Genomic DNA, 18,570 nt, shown 5'->3' with positions numbered 1-18,570 from the left:
GGTTATCCCTTAATCGCTCCGCTGGTCAGCCCGCTGACAATGCGTTTCTGGAAGATAAGTACCAACACGATAATCGGCAGCGTCACCACCACTGACGCCGCCATAATGCTGCCCCACGGCAGCTCAAATGTAGACGCGCCGCTGAACATACTGATAGCGACCGGCACCGTGCGTTTGTCGCCGGAAATAATAAATGTCAGCGCGAACATGAACTCATTCCACGCACCGATAAACGCCAGCAGTCCGGTGGTCACCAGCGCGGGGGCGAGAATCGGCGCAAACACGCGACGGATAATGGTCCAGGTTTTGGCGCCATCAACAATCGCCGCTTCTTCCAGCTCAATAGGAATCGACTTCATAAAGGTGGTGAGCACCCAGACGGTAAACGGCAGCGAAAACGTGGTGTACGACAGCACCAGCGCACCGAGCGAATCATAAAGCCCGAGAAAACGGACCAGCTCAAACATGCCCGTCAGCACCGCGACCTGCGGGAACATCGAAACACACAGAATGGTGAACAGCAGGAATTTACGCCCACGGAACGGCACCCGTGCCAGTGCAAAAGAGGCGGTAATCGACACCAGCAGGCAGATGCCGACGGTTATCGTCGCCACCAGTACCGAGTTCAGCAGGCTGCGGGCGATGCCGTTATCCATCAGCGCGGTGACGTAGTTTTGCCAGTGCCAGCCGCTGGGTAAATAGGCAGGAAGGAACAGTTCCTGCCCGGTGCGAAGTGAGGTGATAATCGCGTAGTAAAACGGGAACACGCAAAACAGCACCGCAAAAGTCGCCCCGGCGTAAATCACCAGTTTGTGGGCAAAATTGCGCTGCCGACGAGTGGTTTTCATCACCGCTTCTCCTTCTCATTTAAGCGCGAGACGCGGATGAAACAGGCGGCAATGCCTGCCACCATCATAAACACCAGCACGGACGCCGCCGAACCCATCCCCATATCCTGATAAGAGATAATCTGCTCGCGGGCGTAACCAGAGACGGACATCGTCGCTTCGCTGTTAGAGGTCAGCACGAAGATCAAATCGAAGATGCGCATTGCGTCCATCACACGGAAAATCAGCGCCACAATCATCGCCGGCATAATCAACGGCAGTGTGATGCGCTTGAACCTTTGCCACGGGCTGGCACCGTCTACGCGAGCGGCCTCGTAGAGATCGGTTGGGATAAGTTGCAGCGCTGCCAGTAACATCAGCGCCATAAACGGCGTGGTTTTCCAGACATCGGCAATCACCACCGCCCACATCGACAGCGAAGGTTCGGCAATCCACGCAAGATGCGCCTGATAGCCAAATATTTTCGCCAGTAAATCGTTCACTACGCCGTACTGGTCGTGGAACATCCAGCCCCACATTTTGGCGCTCACAATGGTCGGAATCGCCCACGGCACCAGAATCGCGGTGCGCACTAAGCCCTGCCCGCGAAATTTCTGGTTCATTAGCAGCGCGAGCAACATCCCGAGAAATAGCTCGATGCCAACAGATACCACGGTAAACCACAAAGTGTTGCCGACAGCCTGCCACCACAACGAGTCAACCAACACGCCGCTGGTGTCGCCGTCATGTGTCGCGTAATAGTTTGCCAGCCCCACCATCTGGTACTCCGATGGGTTGTCGAGCATCGCGTTGGTGAAGCTGAAAAAGAAGGTACGCACCAGCGGCCATCCCGCCGCCAGTGCCAGAAGTAACAGCGCTGGCGCCACCAGTATCCACGCGATACGGCGACGCCGTTGTTGATAGCCTGTATGCGCCAATTAATGCCAGTCCTTACCTTTGACGCGCTCCAGACGTTTTTGCAGATCGGCGACCGCTGTTTTGCCGTCGCTGCTACCGTTGAGCACTTTGAAGGTCACGTTAAAGATGGCGTTAGAAACGCGCGGATACTGGCTTTTGGTTGCCGTTGCCGGGCGAGGTACAGCGTTGGCAAAGATATCTTTAAACATCGTCAGATGCGGTGCGGCTTCCAGCACGGCTTTGTCTTCATACAGGGCCGATCGCGTCGGTGCAAAGCCGAGATATTTCAGCTGCATTTTCTGCGAATCTGCATCGGTGAGGATTTTTAGCAGCGCAATGGCCGCATCTTTGTTTTTGGTATTGGCGTTAACCGACCATTGCCAGCCGCCCAGAGCGTTGGCAGACTTCCCGTCCGGCCCGGCAGGAAGCGGAGCCACGCCCACTTTGCCTTTCAGCGGGCTATCCGCGCCCTGCGAGAGCAGATATGCATATGGCCAGTTGCGCATAAACAGCGCATCGCCGTTCTGGAATACCGCTCGCGACTCTTCCTCTTTGTAGCCTAACGCCCCTTTCGGCGTGATTTTGCCAATCCAGCCTGCGACCATATCCAGTGCTGCCGCCGCTTTCGGATTATTAACGGTCACGTTCCCTTTTTCGTCGATAAAGGTGCCGCCGCCGTAAGAGTCAATCCACTCCAACGCGTTACAAGTCAGCCCTTCATACGACTTGCCCTGGAAGATCATCCCCCAGAAGTTTTTGTGCCCCGCTTTGCGCTCTTCGTCCTGAATTTTGGTCGCGATGCGCGTCAGGTCTTCCCAGGTTTTTGGTGGCTGTTCGTTGTATTTTTCCAGCAGGTCTTTGCGGTAATACAACACGCCAGTATCGAGGTACGCAGGCACCGCTTTCACTTTGCCGTTCACCGTGTCATTCGCCCACGGGCCGGGGAAGAAATCACCTTTCATATCGCTGACTGCATCGGTTAAATCGAGCGTTTGCTTATCGAGCAGCCCCACCCAAATGGTGTCTGACTGGAACAAGTCCACGGCTTTCTCATCTTTGGCGGCAAACAGTTGTTGTAGCAGAGCCAGCTTTTCGTCAGAAGCTGCCGGGAACTCAATAAACTCCAGCTTGTTGCTGGTCTGCTTTTCAAAACGGTCTTTGACGTATTTGCAGTATTCCTTACCGCCAGGAGAGATTGGGCATTCCATGCGCAGGGTATCGGCAAACGCAGCGTTAGAAACGCCCGCAAGCGCTAAGGTAATAAGACTTAACGTCAGCTTTTTCATTATTTCCTCTTTTGTTCAGACCAAACCTGAGGGAGTGCGTTTTAAACGCACCAATAAAAAAGCTAGTTAACAATCGAACCAGACGGCAACTTAGCTGGCTAACCTTTGCGCGATTTCTCGACGCGGTGCACGTAATGTTATTTTTTATTTCACTTTTGCGCAGGACGCGCTATGCGGGTAGATAAATGGGTTTTGAAGGGTGGATAAGCGTGAGCGCCATCCACCCCAGTGTCATCACCACGGCAGCCATTCACCCCCGAGCTTGCTGCTCTCACGCACCGTTTCGATGAACTTCATCCCCGCAATCCCTTCGGCAATACCCGGCAACCACGGGGCATCGCCGCCACGAATTTTCACCGCCGCTTCGCGGTAGATTTGCGCGAAACCTTCCAGATACCCTTCCGGGTGCCCGGCGGGGGTACGGCACTGATGGCGCACGGAGTCGTGGTTATTTACACCATTTCTCGTGACAGTGTAACTATTGCCATGATGTGGATGAATTTCCAGAATTTCAGGTTGTTGCTGGCGGAAACTGATAGTCGCCCTGCTGCCAACGATACGCAGGCGCAGATCGTTTTCAAAACCGGGTGCGACCTGGCTTGCCCACAAACGCCCGCGCGCACCGTTGGCGTAGCGCATTTCAGCGTACACTTCGTCGTCCATCACTCGTCCCGGAATGCGCGTCAAAAGCTCACCGCGCACGGTATCAGGTTCCATGCCGCTGACAAATGCCGCGAGTTGCCAGGCGTGGGTACCGATATCACCAATCGCTCCGGCTCCCGCCATGGCCGGGTTTGCGCGCCAGCCCGCCTGTTTGTTGTCGGTCAATTCCAGCCTGTCGTTCAGCCAGTCCTGCAAATACTCTACTTCGATGGCGCGAATATCGCCGATTTCGCTGTTAGCGATTCGCGCACGGGCCTCGCGCACCATCGGAAGCGCGCTGTAGTTATGGGTCAGAATAAACTGGCAGCCAGATGAGTCAATGACCTGCGCCAGGGCCTGTGCCTCGGCAAGCGTGACACCGATGGGTTTGTCGCAAATAACGTGAATACCGTGTTCCAGAAACACTTTTGCCACCGGAACGTGCAAATGGTTGGGCGTGACTATCGAAACCGCTTCAATGCCATCCGCGCGTGCTGCCTCGCTTTGCGCCATCTCTTGCCAGCTGGCATAGCAACGGTCTGCTTCAATAAACAGTGCTTCCCCACTGCGTTTTGCCACTTCCGGTGAGGACGAAAACGCCCCTGCCACCAGTTCAAACTGGTCATCCAGACGTGCCGCGATACGGTGCACGCCGCCAATAAACGAGCCTTCGCCGCCACCGACCATACCTAACCGAATACGTTTTATGTTTACTCCTCCAGCCCGAGCATGCGACGCACCGCGGATCTCTCGCTGTCATGATGCGCAAAGTCGTCAAAGGCATATTCGGCAACCGGAATGATATGCTCAGCGATAAATTTGGCCCCTTCGCGCGCGCCCGCATCACCTGCTTTCAGGCAACACTCCCATTCAAGCGTAGCCCATCCGCTGTAGTCGTATTGCGCCAGTTTGCTGAAGATCCCGTTGAAATTAACCTGCCCGTCGCCGAGGGAACGAAAACGCCCCGGGCGTTCAATCCACGGCTGGTAACCCGCGTAAACACCACTTTTTGCCGACGGTAAAAACTCAGCATCTTTGACGTGAAAGGCTTTGATTCGTGCATGGTAATGGTCGATAAAACCGAGGTAGTCCATGTGTTGCAGCAGCATATGGCTTGGATCGTAGAGAATATTGCAGCGCGGGTGGTTATCAACCAGCGCCAGAAAACGCTCGAATGTGACGCCATCATGCAGATCTTCGCCGGGATGCAGCTCAAAACAAACGTCAATACCTGCTTCGTCAAAACAGTCCAGAATCGGCTTCCAGCGCGAAGCGAGTTCATGAAACGCTTCATCCAACAGTTGCTCATTGCGTGGCGGCCAGGGGTAAAAATAAGGCCAGGCCAGTGCGCCAGAAAACGTGGCGTGTGCCTTTAGCCCGAGATTTTGCGAGGCACGAGCGGCTTGTTTCAGACTATCAACCGCCCACTGCTGACGCGCAACGGCATCGTGTGCCAGTTCCGGCGGCGCAAACCCGGCAAACGCGGCGTCATATGCCGGGTGCACCGCTACCAGTTGCCCCTGCAAATGCGTTGAAAGCTCGCTGATTTCCAGCCCAACATTTGCCAGCAGATTGCGAATTTCAGCGCAGTATTCCAGGTTTTCAGCGGCTCTGGCGAGGTCAAAAATATGCGGCAAGTGCGTGGGGATTTGCACCGCTTTATAGCCCAGACCCGCAGCCCATGCGGCTATTGTTTCGAGCGAATTAAACGGTGGCTGGTCGGAAATAAACTGTGAGAGAAATATGGACGGCCCTTTCAGGGTTTTCATTACAACATCTCCTTAATTAAAACCGTGCGCTGCTCGCGAACGGCCCGGTCTGCCGCCAGCACCACAGCCAGGCTTTCGACCGCCTGCTGCAAATGCTGTGACAAATCACTTTCCTCAAGAATGGCACGTGCAAAAAACTGCTGTTCGCGTTGGCACAAAGCAAAATGATCCGGCTCATCGCTTGCTGTCAGCCATTCATCCTGGTGGACAAACTCGCCCTGGGCGTTTAATTCGCCATGATGGATACGCAGTGATTCGGTGCGCGTGTGCGCTTCAACATTGGCGGATTGCCCTTCACCAGCGGCTTCGCGGGCGACAATAGAAACAGAACCTTGCGGGCCAATCACATCTTTAATAAAGAATGCCGTCTGGCTCATCATCGGCCCCCATCCCGCTTCGTACCAGCCAATGGAGCCCTCTTCAAAACGCACCTGTAGCTGGCCGTAATTAAACTGTTCGGGGGCGATTTCGTCGCTTAAGCGCACGCCAATCGCACTCACCGACAGCGGGCTGGCTTGCACCATCTGGCACATCGCATCCAGATAATGCACACCACAATCCACAATGGGTGAAAGCGACTGCATCAGCATTTTGTGGGTGTGCCAGGCGCTACCGCTACTTTGCTGGTTGAGGTTCATGCGCATCACCAGCGGCTTGCCCAGCCCGTGCGATAACGCAATAAACTGCCGCCAAACCGGGTGGTGGCGCAAAATGTACCCGACCACCAGTTTTTTACCCGCCAGATGCGCCGTGGCAACCACCCGTTTCGCCCCGCTCACCGTGGTGGCGAGCGGTTTTTCGAGAAACACATGGCAGCCTGCGGCGAGTGCGGTCAGTGCCAGCGCTTCGTGCGAATCAGGCCAGGTGGCGATGCACACCGCATCGGCGTGCGTTTCGCTAATCGCCCGTTTGAGATCGTCGAACAGTGGAATATCTGCCGCGAGTTGTGCTTTGAGGCGGGTTTTTGAATCCCCACGGGCCACCAGCCCGCAAAGGGTAAACTCGTCAAGTTGCTGATACGCAAGGCTGTGGGCAGCCCCCATATTCCCGCAGCCCACAACCAGTACGCGCAGCGGCTTATTTGCCATGCTGCTCGCCCTCTTTATAGTTGAAACTAAAGAAGAAGATGGCGGCAATCACCACCGCCGCAATTGCCGGCATCCACCAGAATTGCTGCCATTGCAGTAAGCCTTCAGCACCTTGAGCGGTAACCGAACGGTTAAACACCGCACCGCTGATTTGCGAACCAATCAGCATGCCAAGCCCGTAGGTAAACAGCACCAGCAGACTTTGCGCCTGCCCCTTCACTTTGTTGCCTGCAACTTTGTCGGTATAGATAAAGCCGATAACAAAGAAGAAGTCGTAACACACCCCATGCAGAATGATGCCGATGTAAATCATCCAGCGGGTTTCTTCGGTGATGCCCAGGGCAAACATCGCGTAACGTGCAAACCATGCCAGCATACCAATCAGCAGCATCATTTTGATGCCCAGACGGCGGAAGAAGAACGGAATCAAGAGCATAAACAGCAGTTCAGACATCTGCCCTAATGCCATCACGCCGCTGACGTTCTCGAACCCAACCGCGGAAATAAACGGTGCGGCGTAAGCGTAGTAAGCCGCCAGCGGAATGGAGATAAGCGTGGCGCAGATGATAAACACCATGAAATGGCGCTGTTTAAGCAATGCAAACGCGTCGGCACAAACCAGGTCACGCATCGAAAGCGGCTTACCGCGATCCGGCGCTGGCGTATTGGGCAGCGTAAAGCTGTAAATCCCCAATACCACGGAAGCGACTGCCGCCAGTGTGAAGATGCCGGTGCTGTCTGAAAGGCCGCTGGTGCCGACAATCAGTCCCGCCACGATCCAGCCGTTGGTGCCGAACGCTCGGACTATAGGGAACCCTTTTTCGCTGTTTGCCAGACTGTGGAACGCTACGTTGTTGCTCAACGCAATGGTTGGCATGTAGCAAAGCATGTAGCCGAAGATTATCCACAACAGGCCGCTTTGCCCGCTTTCAAACGCGCCCGGCAACCACCACAGCAATGCCGCGCCAATCAGGTGCAGCACGCCGAGCACTTTCTGCGAGGCAAAGAAACGGTCCACCAGCATGCCGAGAACAAATGGCGACAAAATAGAGGCAATCGGCCCGGTGGAATACGCATCACCAATCAACGCGCTCAGGCCGTATTTACCCATCACCACGCCGAGGGTGACATACCAGGCCCCCCAGACGAAAAACTCAAGAAACATCATTAACGACAGGCGTGGGATCACCCATTTATGGGTAACCACTTGTGCCCCAACGGCCGAGTGAGAAGACATAAATCCTCCAGTGCAGGGTATTGTTTTAAGGGTAAGAGGTTATTTTTGTAATCGATTACATTAACACTTCACTAAAAATGTAATCGATTTCATGGAGGTTTCCATCATGCGTGTGAATTATTTGATACTATTGATTCAAATCTGGAATGTGGTTCACAAATCAACCGATCGTGCAAAGGATCAACATGTCGATAGATAAAGTGGCGCGAATAGCTGGTGTTTCTACCGCGACCGTTTCCCGGGTATTAAACAGTAACCCGGCCGTTAAACCGGACACCCGCGACAAAGTGCTGGCGGCGATCGAAGCATGTGAATATCAACCTAACCTGCTGGCCCGCCAGTTGCGCACATCGCGTAGCCGCATGCTGCTGGTGCTGGTGTCGAACATCACCAACCCCTTCTGCGCCCGCGTGGTGCGCGGCATTGAAGAAGAAGCGGAAAAGCATGGCTACCACATTCTGCTATGCAATTCAGAATCGCGCCTGACGCGTGAATCGGCCTATTTGCGCCTGCTAAGCGGCAAAGTGGTCGACGGCGTGATCACTATGGATGCCATCAGTTGTTTACCGGGTTTGACCACACTAATTGGTGATTCACCGTGGGTGCAATGCGGCGAAGGCGATCCGGGTTATAACGCATCATCGGTGACCATTGATAACTTCAAAGCGGCTTCCGCCGCGGTCGATCACCTGATGACATCGGGCTATAAGCGCATTGCGCTGATTAACGGGGATTTGCGCTATCTCTACTCGCAACAGCGTGAAGCCGGTTATCGCGCGGCCTGCGGGAAAAACTGGCAGGCGGTGGTGTATGCCGACAGCCTCGAATACCAGGCTGGCATACAAGCGATGGCCGAACTGTTTACCCTACCGGAACCGCCAGATGCGGTATTCGCCATTTCTGACGCACTGGCTGGCGGCGCGCTGCATTACGCCCACGAACAAGGGCTGCGCGTGCCTGAAGATGTGGCAATTATGGGGTTTGATGGCGTGCCATTTGGCTCCGTCACCTTCCCGCCGCTCACCACTATCGAACAACCCATGCATCAGCTCGGCGTGCGCAGCGTACAGTTGCTGCTCGAGCGTATTGATAACCCGCAAGCGGAAATCGTGAATGAAATTCTCGACTGGAAGTTATTGGTTCGGGGATCGGTGTAGGTTTTTTGTAAAAAAATAAACGCTGAATCTGCATTCAGCGCTTTACTTATATTCCGTTATTGATAGTCAATAATACCAACCTGCTTCGCCATGAATAATTCATTTCTCTCGACGATCTCTTCGACTACTTTCCCTTCGGCATTAAAGCGGAAATAAGTCAGTGCGGTCCACGTCACATCTTTGCCATAGACATCAAATCCATGCCAGGTATTAGAACCACGCGCCACATGTTTCAGATGAACCACGACGACATCTTCAGTGATGACTTCTTTGCTGAATGTCGTGACAATGGACTCATAGCGATTAATTACATGTTCAAGCAGTGCATTTTTGAAGTTTTCAACGCCATGAATAGGTGCGTCACAATCAGGGCGATGAATAATAACGTCCTTGTCAAAATACTCTTTAACTCGATCTGCATCTTTTCCATCAACGCAATATTTAAAATATTTTTTCACTGTCTCAAGATTATTTAAACTCATCGTAATAACTCCGGGGCGATTAATTAAAATCGAGTATATGGATGTTTGTGGTATGCGTAAATAACATATATATTGCATGTGGTATGCAAAAAATGGATATCTTATGAAACTCGATAGACTTGAACGGTGGGCAACAGTCAGGCACTTTCGCCTGGCAATCGCCCTTTTCGAATACGGCAGTGTTCTTCACGCTTCCCGATCGCTGAATGTCTCGCAACCTACAGCCAGTAAGCTACTTCTCGATCTTGAAGATGCGGTCGGGGCAAAACTATTCCTAAGAAATCGCCGTGGGGTTACCCCCACTGAACTGGGGCGCGCATTTGTTGACCGCAGCAAAATGGTGCTGGCACAGCTCGACCATGTCTCGCAGGCCATCAGTGCGTTGGGAACGGGTCATGCCGGAAGAGTCGCTATTGGCAGTTTATTAACCGGTTCGAGTTATCTGGTTCCCGCAGCTATTGCTAAGCTGAGTACTTCACGGCCCGAAATACGCATAAAAATTATTGAGGGCGTCAGCGGAGAGTTATTACCGCGACTGGTTTCTGGTGAACTGGATTTTTTAATTGGTCGATTATCGGATATTAGTTCCAGTGCTGTAGTTTCTCAGGAAGCCTTATTTAGTGAAAACGCGATAGTTGTCGCCCGTAAAGGCCATCCATTGGAACAAAATCTACACATATCCCTTGAAGAATTAAAAAAGGAAGCATGGATATTACCGCCAATTGAAACCACTCTACGTAAACAATTTGATAATACATTTTACAATGAAAATATCGATCCGCCCCATGCCACTATAGAGACTGTTTCATTTTTCAATATATTATGGCTTTTAAAAAAGACTGACTTATTAGGTATTCTGCCGCATTCCATCGTTACGGATATTACTTATAGTAATGATCTTGTGCGCTTGCCGTCATTTGAACCGCTGGTTCTTGAGCAGATAGGTATTTCCAGGTTGATGGGAAGTGAACTCTCACCTGCTGCAACGGCGTTGGTGGAGTCCATTCGAAATGTAATGGCAAGTTCATCGGCAGAATAAGTAAAGGGCAACGTAGTCGTTGCCCCTATAAAAACTACTTTAACGCTTCCGGCAGCTTAATAACCCAAAGCTCATTTTGTGACTCGGGTTTTTCCAGCGGTTTTAAGGATATTTTTGTCGCGACTTCTTTTCCTTCGCGAGTTAAATGCCCTTTGCCATCCACTTCATAGTCATCTGCTTTCTTAGCGTCAGCATCAGGGTTTTCCAGCACCGGCTGTAAACCGAAATCATTGTCGTTAATCACCGCAATGGTTTGATTATCAATTAACGTCATCCCTTCGGCTTTTTCCTGCTGCCAGCCGAGTTTACGCAGATCGACAATTTCTTTTTTCTCCGCCAGCTTAATACCACGCGCTTTCAGTTGCGCCGCATCGTCAAACTCGGGTGCTTTTTCTTTATCAAACGAACTCAGATCGCTGGCCTGGCTGAGATCAACCACATAAACCAGGTTGCGCATGACTTTGTTCTTGTCGCCGCCCTGCTCAATCAGCAGCAGGCGGTTGTTATCCAGTGCAACGATGTCACCAATTTTAGCGTCTTTGGCTTTCTTATAGACATCTACGTCAATCGGGTAACCGTACATTTCCGTTTTGCCGGTTTCCGGGTTAAAGCTCACCAGACGGGTAAACTGCGCGCTGTTTTTGCTTTTCCCGTCGATATCCAACGTACTTTGCACGGCGGCAATAATGCGCCCGTCCGGCATGCGTGTAATCCCTTCAAAACCACGGTTGGCCTGACGCCATTTAATAATATTCGGCAAGCCACCCGCCACACCCTGCTCGCCTTGCTCTGCTTGCGGGCCATATTTTTTGAGGATTTTGCCATTAGCGTCGATATTGATGATGAACGGGCCATATTCGTCACACAACCAGTAACCGCCCTTGCCGTCCGGGGTGATCCCCTCGGTATCCAGGCCACGTTTATCACTCGATAACTGCTGCAAGGTATCACTCAAAGCGATCTCATTGGTTGCACCAATCAAGCCTTCCGGCAGCGGTAAACCGCTGATAGAGCCATTCTCATCATGTAACGCGTGTGCATCGGTAGCCTGGGCTTTGCCATCAGCAACGCGGATGGTCATCAGTAATGGGGTAAATTTCGGGTTGGCAAAAATCTTCGAGTCTTTTTTACCGGCTTTCGGGGAATCGGCATTCGGACCACGATCCGTCACCGTAGCAAACACCAGCGCATCGCCATCTTTACGAATAAATTGCAGCCCCGAACCCACGCCAACCGGTAAACCATCCGGGAAGTTGCTGGCGTAAGCCCCTTTATATTCAACATGGTCACCTTGCGGGAATGTGACAACGTAACGATCAACCTGCGGCTCTGCTGCCTGACTTGTCAGAGGAAATAAAGAGGTTAATAACAGCGCAAAAGGTTTTAATTTCATGATGTTCGCATCCTTGGGTTTGGTCACCTATTTTGGTCAACAATGTATAAAGCAGCTATATGACACAAATATGACTGTACACAGATGTTCTAAATTTCTGCCTTGTCGTGCCGATAACCCACAAGCACTGGCTGAAACGAGTCAGGTTTATTTCTAACGATAAGGGTATTTCATGTCCGTAAGGCGTTTTTCTATTTTAGTTTTCAGCACATTGCTGCTTATTTTCTTAGCCAGCACAGCCTCCAACATCTGGTCACTCACCCGTAGCAACCACTCTCTGGATAATGTAAATCGCGAAATCCGTGTGGTGTTATCGGTAATCGACCCCATCAACCACAGCCGCACCATGCGCGTTCGTGCAATGGAAGCGTTAGAAGAGCGTGAGCAAGGGTTAAACGATCAGGGGCAACAGGCACTCAACGGCGCACAATCGGTACTTGAGAAGGCAAACGCCGCATTTCAGGCTTATCTTGAGGAACCCAAACAACCTGGTGAACAGGTGTTGACTGATTCTTATCAAAGCGCGTTTGTGAATTATCGTGAGCAAGGCTTACAGCCCCTGCTGGATGCTGTCCGCGCCAACGACATTCCGCGTGCTCGTGCGCTGGTGACATCCACCCTGCCACAGCTGGATAAGCAATTTGAAGTCGCACTGGATAAATTACTGGCATTCCGCCAACAGTATGCGCAGCAGCTCAACAAAGATGCTCAATCTGGTTTCAAACAGAGTCTGGTGAGTATCGCGATTTTTGCACTGATCTTCGCCGTTATCCTCGGTGCCGTGTTCTGGCTGCTGAAAAAACGGGTACTCAACGAACTGGATAAAGCCAAAGAGCATTGCACTGAAATCGCCAGCGGTATGTTGCATACGCCGATTGTGGCCAGTGCCAATGACGAGATTGGTGCAATGATGCGCGAGCTTGAGCAAATGCGTGTATCACTAGCAAGCATTATTGGCCAGGTGCGTGAGTCAAGCCAAACCGTGGCATACGCCTCTGAAGAAATTGCCGCCGGTAACACCGATCTTTCTGCACGTACCGAAGAGCAGGCGTCATCGCTGGGTGAAACAGCGGCCAGCATGGAACAGTTAACCGTGACGGTGAAATCTACTTCCGACAATTCTCACCAGGCAAATAAGCTGGCAAATGGCATGTTGATAGCTGCCAATGACGGCAATGAGATTGTTAGCGAGGTGATTGATTCAATGCGTAATATTGAGTCCAGTTCCAGCAAGATTGACAACATTATCAGCATTATCGAAGACATAGCTTTCCAGACCAATATTCTGGCGCTGAATGCCGCGGTTGAAGCCGCACGCGCAGGCGAGCAAGGCCGTGGGTTTGCAGTTGTAGCAACAGAGGTACGTAACCTGGCCCAGCGTTCATCGGTGGCAGCAAAAGAGATCAAAGAGCTTATTGAGCTTTCTGGCGAGCAGGTCAATATCGGTAGCAATCTGGTTAACCGTGCGGGCGAAAGCATGCAGCGCATTTCCAACGCAATTAAAGAAGTGACCGGGCTGATGGAGGAGATTGCTGTATCTACAGGCGAGCAAAGCCGTGGTATCGAGCAGATTAACCAGGCTGTGGTGCAAATGGATGTGGTGACGCAGCAGAATGCCGCGTTGGTAGAACAGGCTTCAGCGGCGGCAATGTCGCTTAAAGAGCAGTCGCAAGCGTTAAATGAAACGGTAGCGGTATTTAAGCTCGCGTGATGTGTATTAGCTCTGACCTTACCTGACATTGTCATACCATCGAGCTTAACCTTATGTGACAGTCCGCTCTGTGCTCAGGAGCGGATGTTGGTGTGGCAATCCCACAGTAGCAAGCAAGTTGTCACCCCCATTTAGCAGTCAGATGAAGTTTAACCATCAGCGAGTATGATTTTTTAAACTTCCTCGTATTTAAGCTCAAATAACCGCGCGCAAATTCCGCACAGCTTCAAATAACCCTCATAAAAATTTCATTTATATTCATAGAGTAAATTTCGGCTTCTATCATGTTAGTAGGCATCCTTCTTCCTTTTGTGAGGTTACATGAACAAAAAACCGATCGCTTCATTGATTATTGCCTGTCTTTTCGCCTCTTCACCCGTGATGGCGCAAGACTCTTCCGCCCCTCAGTCCCCGCTGATAAAACAGCTGAATAACGGTAACTGGTTACCTGCGGACGAGGCACAAAATCTGAGTAATGACCTTTATTACCAGGATGCTATCCAGGCCTACATCGCTTCGTTACCTTTGCTCAATACAATTGGTTTACGGGATGGTTCTGAAGCAGCCTTTGGCAGCGGGTATAACGTGTTACCCATCTGGAAAGAGAGAATGGACAGCCGCGCCGTAGTTCCTACACCCAATGGCGATGTCATTTATTCCATGAGCTATCTGGACCTGAAAAAAACCGGTCCTCTGGTGATTAAAGCCCCAGCCAATGTCATCGGCATGTTCACCGACTTCTTCCAGAAAACGATTACTGACGTAGGGGCCATTGGTCCGGACCGTGCTCGCGGAGGGCTATATCTTTTACTTCCCCCTGATTATGACGGCCCGGTGCCTCAGGGTTATTTCACTTTCAAGTCCTCAACTTATAATGTGTTCCTGTTCTTCAGGACGGTAATGGGTAAAGGTGACGGTAAACCCGATCCTACTCCGGCGGTGAAGAATGCTGAAACAACCCGAATTTATCCGCTATGGGACGTTGAAAAAGACGTCAAGCCTATGCAATTCCCGGATGCCAGTGGCAAACGGGTAACGATGATGTACCCGGTTGACGATGAGTTCTGGACGAAGCTGAAAACCTTTGTTGATTACGAGCCCCTCACTGCAATTCCTGAAGACACGCGTAGTGCATTGCTAAGTATTGGTATCGTCAAAGGCAAGCCTTTTGCACCGACAGATAAACAAAAAGAGTTACTGAAGCAGGCCGTCGAAACCGCGCCGAAGATGATCCTGGCCCGGCGACAACTGGGCCGCGATGACAACCGTCAGCTCTACTATAAAGACCGTCAGTATGAAAACTCCTGGGCTGGTGCAACGGCTGAATGGATGCAATATGGCACCCTGGATAAAAACCAGCGGGCGGCCTTCTTCCAGATTGCATACTCCAGCGCCGCCGCCATGGTAATGCATACCACCGGGGCGGGTTCAAAATATCCGTACACGACTAAAGATAAGGAAGGTAAGTTCCTCGACGGAGGTAATACTTATAAATTACATCTCCCACCGAACCCGCCAGCTTCACTATTCTGGGCTGTCACGGCCTACAACATCACCGATGGCACTATGCCGGAAACAGATCAGTTACTTCCTTCCACCAACGGCTATTACGACCTCCCTAAAAACCCTGATGGCTCGATTGACATCTGGTTCGGCCCTAACAAACCTGAAGGTGTGAGTGACAACGCGTTTATCAAAACGCTTGCTGGACGTAATTTCCTGGTAGCGCTTCGTCTTTATGGCACCGAGGATGCCTTCTACGACCAGACATGGATACCTGATGATGTGGTCCAGGTAACGAAATAAGCGGCCGGTGGACTTTTCACTACGGCGGATATTTTGACGTGATATGAGGATGTGAATGTGAAATTTAATTATCTGGCATTAGTCATTGCATCACTGGTTATTAATACGGGAGCTTCGGCGCAATCTGCCCCACTAACGATTAAACACCCCGAGAAATTTGACGCACTCACCCAACCTGCTCCGGATGTCACTATGCCGGAATCCTATGTAAAAGCTGTAGCCCAGCAGGCATATATCTGGGGCTATGCGATGGTGAACCAGTTCAACCGCCGCATGACAATCACTCAGGCACCTTACCCGGCGTTAAATGGCGGGATGGTTCCCGTAGCCCCCATGGGTCAGCTCAGTATGCTGACGGATTACATTAAACCTGAAGAGACATTCGTCACCTGCCCGAATCAGGATGTAGCCTATGGTCTGGGATTCTATGCGTTAGAGAATGGCCCAATTGTTATTCAGGTACCCGATTTTGGCGATCGTTTCTGGGTTTATGCCATCTACAATGCCCGAACCGATCAGATTGCCAATATGGGTAAGCCGTACGGCACTAAACCGGGCTTTTATTTACTTGTCGGGCCCGAGTGGAAAGGAGAAACACCGAAAGGCATCAATGGGGTTATTCATTCTTCCACTGAAATGGCAAACATGATCCCCCGCATTCAAATGGACGATACAAAAGAGGACCGTGCTGCCATTCAGCCTTCTATCAGCGGAGTGATGTCTTATCCCCTCAGTGAGTTCGACGGTAAAATGAAGACGTTTGATTACACCAAAATCCCTGCTATCGGAGACAAGCCTGATCCGGAAGCGGGTGAAGTAAAATGGGTCGTCCCGGATAAATTTTTCGACCAACTGGATAATGTGCTGAAAAAGGTTCCGCCGTTGCCTGGCGAAGAAGCGCAATATGCGCAGTTTCGGCATTTGGTTGACGTCGGTAAAAAAGATCCTCAGATACGCAAGTGGATGAATGAGGCTGCCGAGCAGACGGATAAAACAGTGATTGCCGACTTCTTCAAATGGAAAAATAACGGCGTACCGGCAGGCAACGGCTGGAACCGTTCGAAGAATAATGCTGAGTTTGGTGTGGATTATTACAATCGCACCGGCACATCAAAGTCGAATATGTTCGATAACAAGCCCGATGAAACGCAGTATTTTTATACCGACAACGATGCAACTGGCGCTCAGCTCGATGGTAAACAGAGCTATACAGTAACCTTTGCTAAGGGCCAACTGCCGCCAGTAAAAGGGTTCTGGTCCCTGACGTTGTATAACCAACGCCATCTTTTCAGCCCGAATGAACTTAACCGTTTCTCGCTGGGCACCAAGAATCAGGACCTGAAATACAATAGTGACGGTTCACTTACGCTGTACATCAGCCACTCTTCACCAGGAAAAGACAAAGAGACCAACTGGTTACCGGCACCGGAGGGCATCATTTCTCTTTACATACGCGCCTATTGGGGAGAAAAAGCGATTCTGGATGGCAGCTGGCAGCCCCCAGGAATTGAGAAGGGGCAGTAACTTTTCAGTCAGTTAGCCTTAATGCTGGTCGCAACATCTACCTACCGTTTTAAGACAGGCTGGATAAAGCCAGCTTGTCTACTGTGAAGTGGACGATCTTGAAGAGGAAAGTCCGTTCCTCGCTCATAGCTGTCTGAGTTCTAACCTCTAGGCGGCTTCGTGCAAGGAGCGGACGTTGAGAGTATGATTGATGTCCTCATCACTGAAGCAACAGATCCACTCTGAGAAATCCTGAGACGTATCGAATACTCACTGAGAACTATCCCCATGAATAAACTGGCCTTTTTACTGCTCATCATTGCTGGGACAGCTTCTGCTGCTCCTTCAATTGAAGTGGGTTTTTCTCCCGAGGGTAGTGCGCAAAAGCTGGTTTTGGATAGCATCAATGCAGCACATTCTTCTATCCAAATGGTTGCATATGCATTCCAGGCTAAAGATATTGTTGCTGCACTGGATGCAGCTCACAAGCGAGGCGTTCGAGTAGAAGTAGTTATTGATAAACGTCGAAACAAAGGTAGTACATCACTGGCTGCAATGCGTGATATTACTCGGCATGGAGCAGAGCTGCGAATTGATGGGCATTATCATATTCAGCACGACAAGATGATGATTGTTGATGGTTCAACCGTAGAGACAGGCTCATTTAATTACGCCAAATCAGCAGAGTACAACAATAGTGAGAATGTCATCGTTATTAAAAACATGCCACACATCGTTTCTCAGTATCAGGAACATTTTGCATCCCGATGGGCGATATCTGAACCCTTCGAACATAAAAATCAGGGTTAGCTACTCTCCACGCTAACGGCCTTTGAGGTCCGTTCCTCGCTCATAGCTGACTGAGTTCTAACCTCAGGCGGCTTCGTGCCAGGAGCGGACGTTATCTACTTTCAAAGCATCACTTCTGAGGCTGACCATAACCGCATTCAACTACACTTGTTCATATTTTTCGCCCAGAACAACTACATCAGTCAGGTACGTTTGGTCTGAAAGATTTTAAATCAACAAGATGCATGGCCCTCTTACGATGAAAGTGATATTTGTTCGACACGCGGAAACAGAGTGGAATGTGAGAGGAATTATTCAGGGGCAGAGTGATAGCAAGTTAACCCATCGGGGGTTGCATCAAACCTCAGCCCTACTGGCAGCATTTGGTGCAAGTGATTACCGGGTAGAATGTGTTTACGCTTCTCCGCTTGAGCGTGCCAGGCAAATGGGACAGAGCCTAGCTGAATGCTTTCGTTGCCCATTGATGGCTGAACCGGCCCTTAAAGAACAGGCATTTGGTCAGTTTGAAGGAATGTCATCAGCACAGTTCCTTAAATACCATCCGAACGATGCAAATGCGCTATTCAATCTTGATGCAGAGTATTGTCCACCAGGTGGTGAATCTCTCTCACACGCTTCTCAGCGAATTATGCGTTTTTTATACAATCTGGAAGAAACACGACTTCATCAAACAATATGTATCGTGTCTCACGGACACGTCAGTCAGGGTGTTCTTGCGATTCTAAAAGGAGGGGTTGTCGATGATTTCCCCAGGTATGCACAACCCAATGCGAGTTACTCCGTTTTCGAACTGATAAATGGAAGATGTGTCGCACTCAGATGGGGGATTGCTACACACTTACGTCACCTGAAATAGTCGTTACCTTTAATCCTGCAAGGCCCATCCGACCTGAGCTATCCTG

16 protein-coding genes are annotated in these 18,570 nt (G+C 50.9%); 7 read left to right on the top strand and 9 right to left on the bottom strand.

What is annotated here, in order from left to right; all coding sequences use genetic code 11:
- Positions 1-2: 2 nt before the first annotated feature.
- From M977_RS21200 to M977_RS21170, 7 genes are all read right to left on the bottom strand, one after another.
- Positions 3-848 carry a carbohydrate ABC transporter permease gene (locus M977_RS21200; protein WP_064518729.1) on the bottom strand — a complete coding sequence of 282 codons (846 nt, stop codon included), beginning with the start codon at positions 846-848 and terminating at the stop codon, positions 3-5.
- Positions 848-1,765, bottom strand: coding sequence for a carbohydrate ABC transporter permease (locus M977_RS21195; protein ID WP_064518728.1), 918 nt, complete (start codon positions 1,763-1,765; stop codon positions 848-850). Before M977_RS21195 ends, M977_RS21200 begins: the two co-directional genes overlap by 1 nt.
- Positions 1,766-3,031, bottom strand: coding sequence for an ABC transporter substrate-binding protein (locus M977_RS21190; protein ID WP_064518727.1), 1,266 nt, complete (start codon positions 3,029-3,031; stop codon positions 1,766-1,768).
- A 234-nt stretch (positions 3,032-3,265) separates the two neighbouring features.
- Entirely contained in the window at positions 3,266-4,360 is a 1,095-nt protein-coding gene (locus M977_RS21185; protein ID WP_064518726.1) for a Gfo/Idh/MocA family protein, read from the bottom strand.
- Positions 4,361-4,383: 23 nt separating this feature from the next.
- Positions 4,384-5,442: a sugar phosphate isomerase/epimerase family protein gene (locus tag M977_RS21180; RefSeq protein ID WP_064518725.1), complete on the bottom strand. Its 1,059-nt coding sequence runs from the start codon at positions 5,440-5,442 to the stop codon at positions 4,384-4,386.
- Positions 5,442-6,530 carry a Gfo/Idh/MocA family protein gene (locus M977_RS21175; RefSeq protein WP_064518724.1) on the bottom strand — a complete coding sequence of 363 codons (1,089 nt, stop codon included), beginning with the start codon at positions 6,528-6,530 and terminating at the stop codon, positions 5,442-5,444. Before M977_RS21175 ends, M977_RS21180 begins: the two co-directional genes overlap by 1 nt.
- A complete protein-coding gene (locus tag M977_RS21170; RefSeq protein WP_064518723.1) occupies positions 6,520-7,767 on the bottom strand; it encodes an MFS transporter in 1,248 nt (415 codons plus the stop codon). The genes M977_RS21175 and M977_RS21170 overlap by 11 nt, the downstream gene beginning before the upstream one ends.
- Before the next feature lie 185 nt (positions 7,768-7,952).
- On the opposite strand from M977_RS21170, the gene M977_RS21165 reads away from it, so the two are divergent.
- A complete protein-coding gene (locus tag M977_RS21165; protein WP_064518722.1) occupies positions 7,953-8,924 on the top strand; it encodes a LacI family DNA-binding transcriptional regulator in 972 nt (323 codons plus the stop codon).
- A 56-nt stretch (positions 8,925-8,980) separates the two neighbouring features.
- On the opposite strand, the gene M977_RS21160 is transcribed toward M977_RS21165, so the two are convergent.
- Positions 8,981-9,406: an ester cyclase gene (locus M977_RS21160; protein ID WP_064518721.1), complete on the bottom strand. Its 426-nt coding sequence runs from the start codon at positions 9,404-9,406 to the stop codon at positions 8,981-8,983.
- Between the two features lie 103 nt (positions 9,407-9,509).
- On the opposite strand from M977_RS21160, the gene M977_RS21155 reads away from it, so the two are divergent.
- Positions 9,510-10,445 carry a LysR substrate-binding domain-containing protein gene (locus tag M977_RS21155; RefSeq protein ID WP_064518720.1) on the top strand — a complete coding sequence of 312 codons (936 nt, stop codon included), beginning with the start codon at positions 9,510-9,512 and terminating at the stop codon, positions 10,443-10,445.
- A 34-nt stretch (positions 10,446-10,479) separates the two neighbouring features.
- Here M977_RS21155 and M977_RS21150 read toward each other — a convergent pair whose 3' ends face one another.
- Positions 10,480-11,838 carry an esterase-like activity of phytase family protein gene (locus tag M977_RS21150; protein WP_064518719.1) on the bottom strand — a complete coding sequence of 453 codons (1,359 nt, stop codon included), beginning with the start codon at positions 11,836-11,838 and terminating at the stop codon, positions 10,480-10,482.
- 172 nt (positions 11,839-12,010) lie between these two features.
- Between M977_RS21150 and M977_RS21145 the strand changes: the two genes are divergently transcribed.
- The 5 genes from M977_RS21145 to M977_RS21125 all read left to right on the top strand — a co-directional run bounded on the left by M977_RS21145 (position 12,011) and on the right by M977_RS21125 (position 18,524).
- Positions 12,011-13,549 carry a methyl-accepting chemotaxis protein gene (locus M977_RS21145; RefSeq protein WP_064518718.1) on the top strand — a complete coding sequence of 513 codons (1,539 nt, stop codon included), beginning with the start codon at positions 12,011-12,013 and terminating at the stop codon, positions 13,547-13,549.
- Positions 13,550-13,870: 321 nt separating this feature from the next.
- Positions 13,871-15,355 carry a DUF1254 domain-containing protein gene (locus M977_RS21140; protein ID WP_064518717.1) on the top strand — a complete coding sequence of 495 codons (1,485 nt, stop codon included), beginning with the start codon at positions 13,871-13,873 and terminating at the stop codon, positions 15,353-15,355.
- Between the two features lie 57 nt (positions 15,356-15,412).
- Positions 15,413-16,879, top strand: a complete 1,467-nt coding sequence (locus tag M977_RS21135) for a DUF1254 domain-containing protein (protein WP_064518716.1) — start codon at positions 15,413-15,415, stop codon at positions 16,877-16,879.
- A 267-nt stretch (positions 16,880-17,146) separates the two neighbouring features.
- On the top strand, positions 17,147-17,668 hold the full coding sequence (locus tag M977_RS21130; protein WP_064518715.1) for a phospholipase D family nuclease: 522 nt from the start codon (positions 17,147-17,149) through the stop codon (positions 17,666-17,668).
- Positions 17,669-17,906: 238 nt separating this feature from the next.
- Positions 17,907-18,524: a histidine phosphatase family protein gene (locus M977_RS21125; RefSeq protein ID WP_064518890.1), complete on the top strand. Its 618-nt coding sequence runs from the start codon at positions 17,907-17,909 to the stop codon at positions 18,522-18,524.
- Positions 18,525-18,570: the final 46 nt, after the last annotated feature.

This window comes from Buttiauxella gaviniae ATCC 51604, assembly GCF_001654835.1.
Classification (GTDB): domain Bacteria; phylum Pseudomonadota; class Gammaproteobacteria; order Enterobacterales; family Enterobacteriaceae; genus Buttiauxella; species Buttiauxella gaviniae.
The sequence above is the reverse complement of the archived record's forward strand: the minus strand, read 5'-3'. Positions and strand labels throughout refer to the sequence as shown.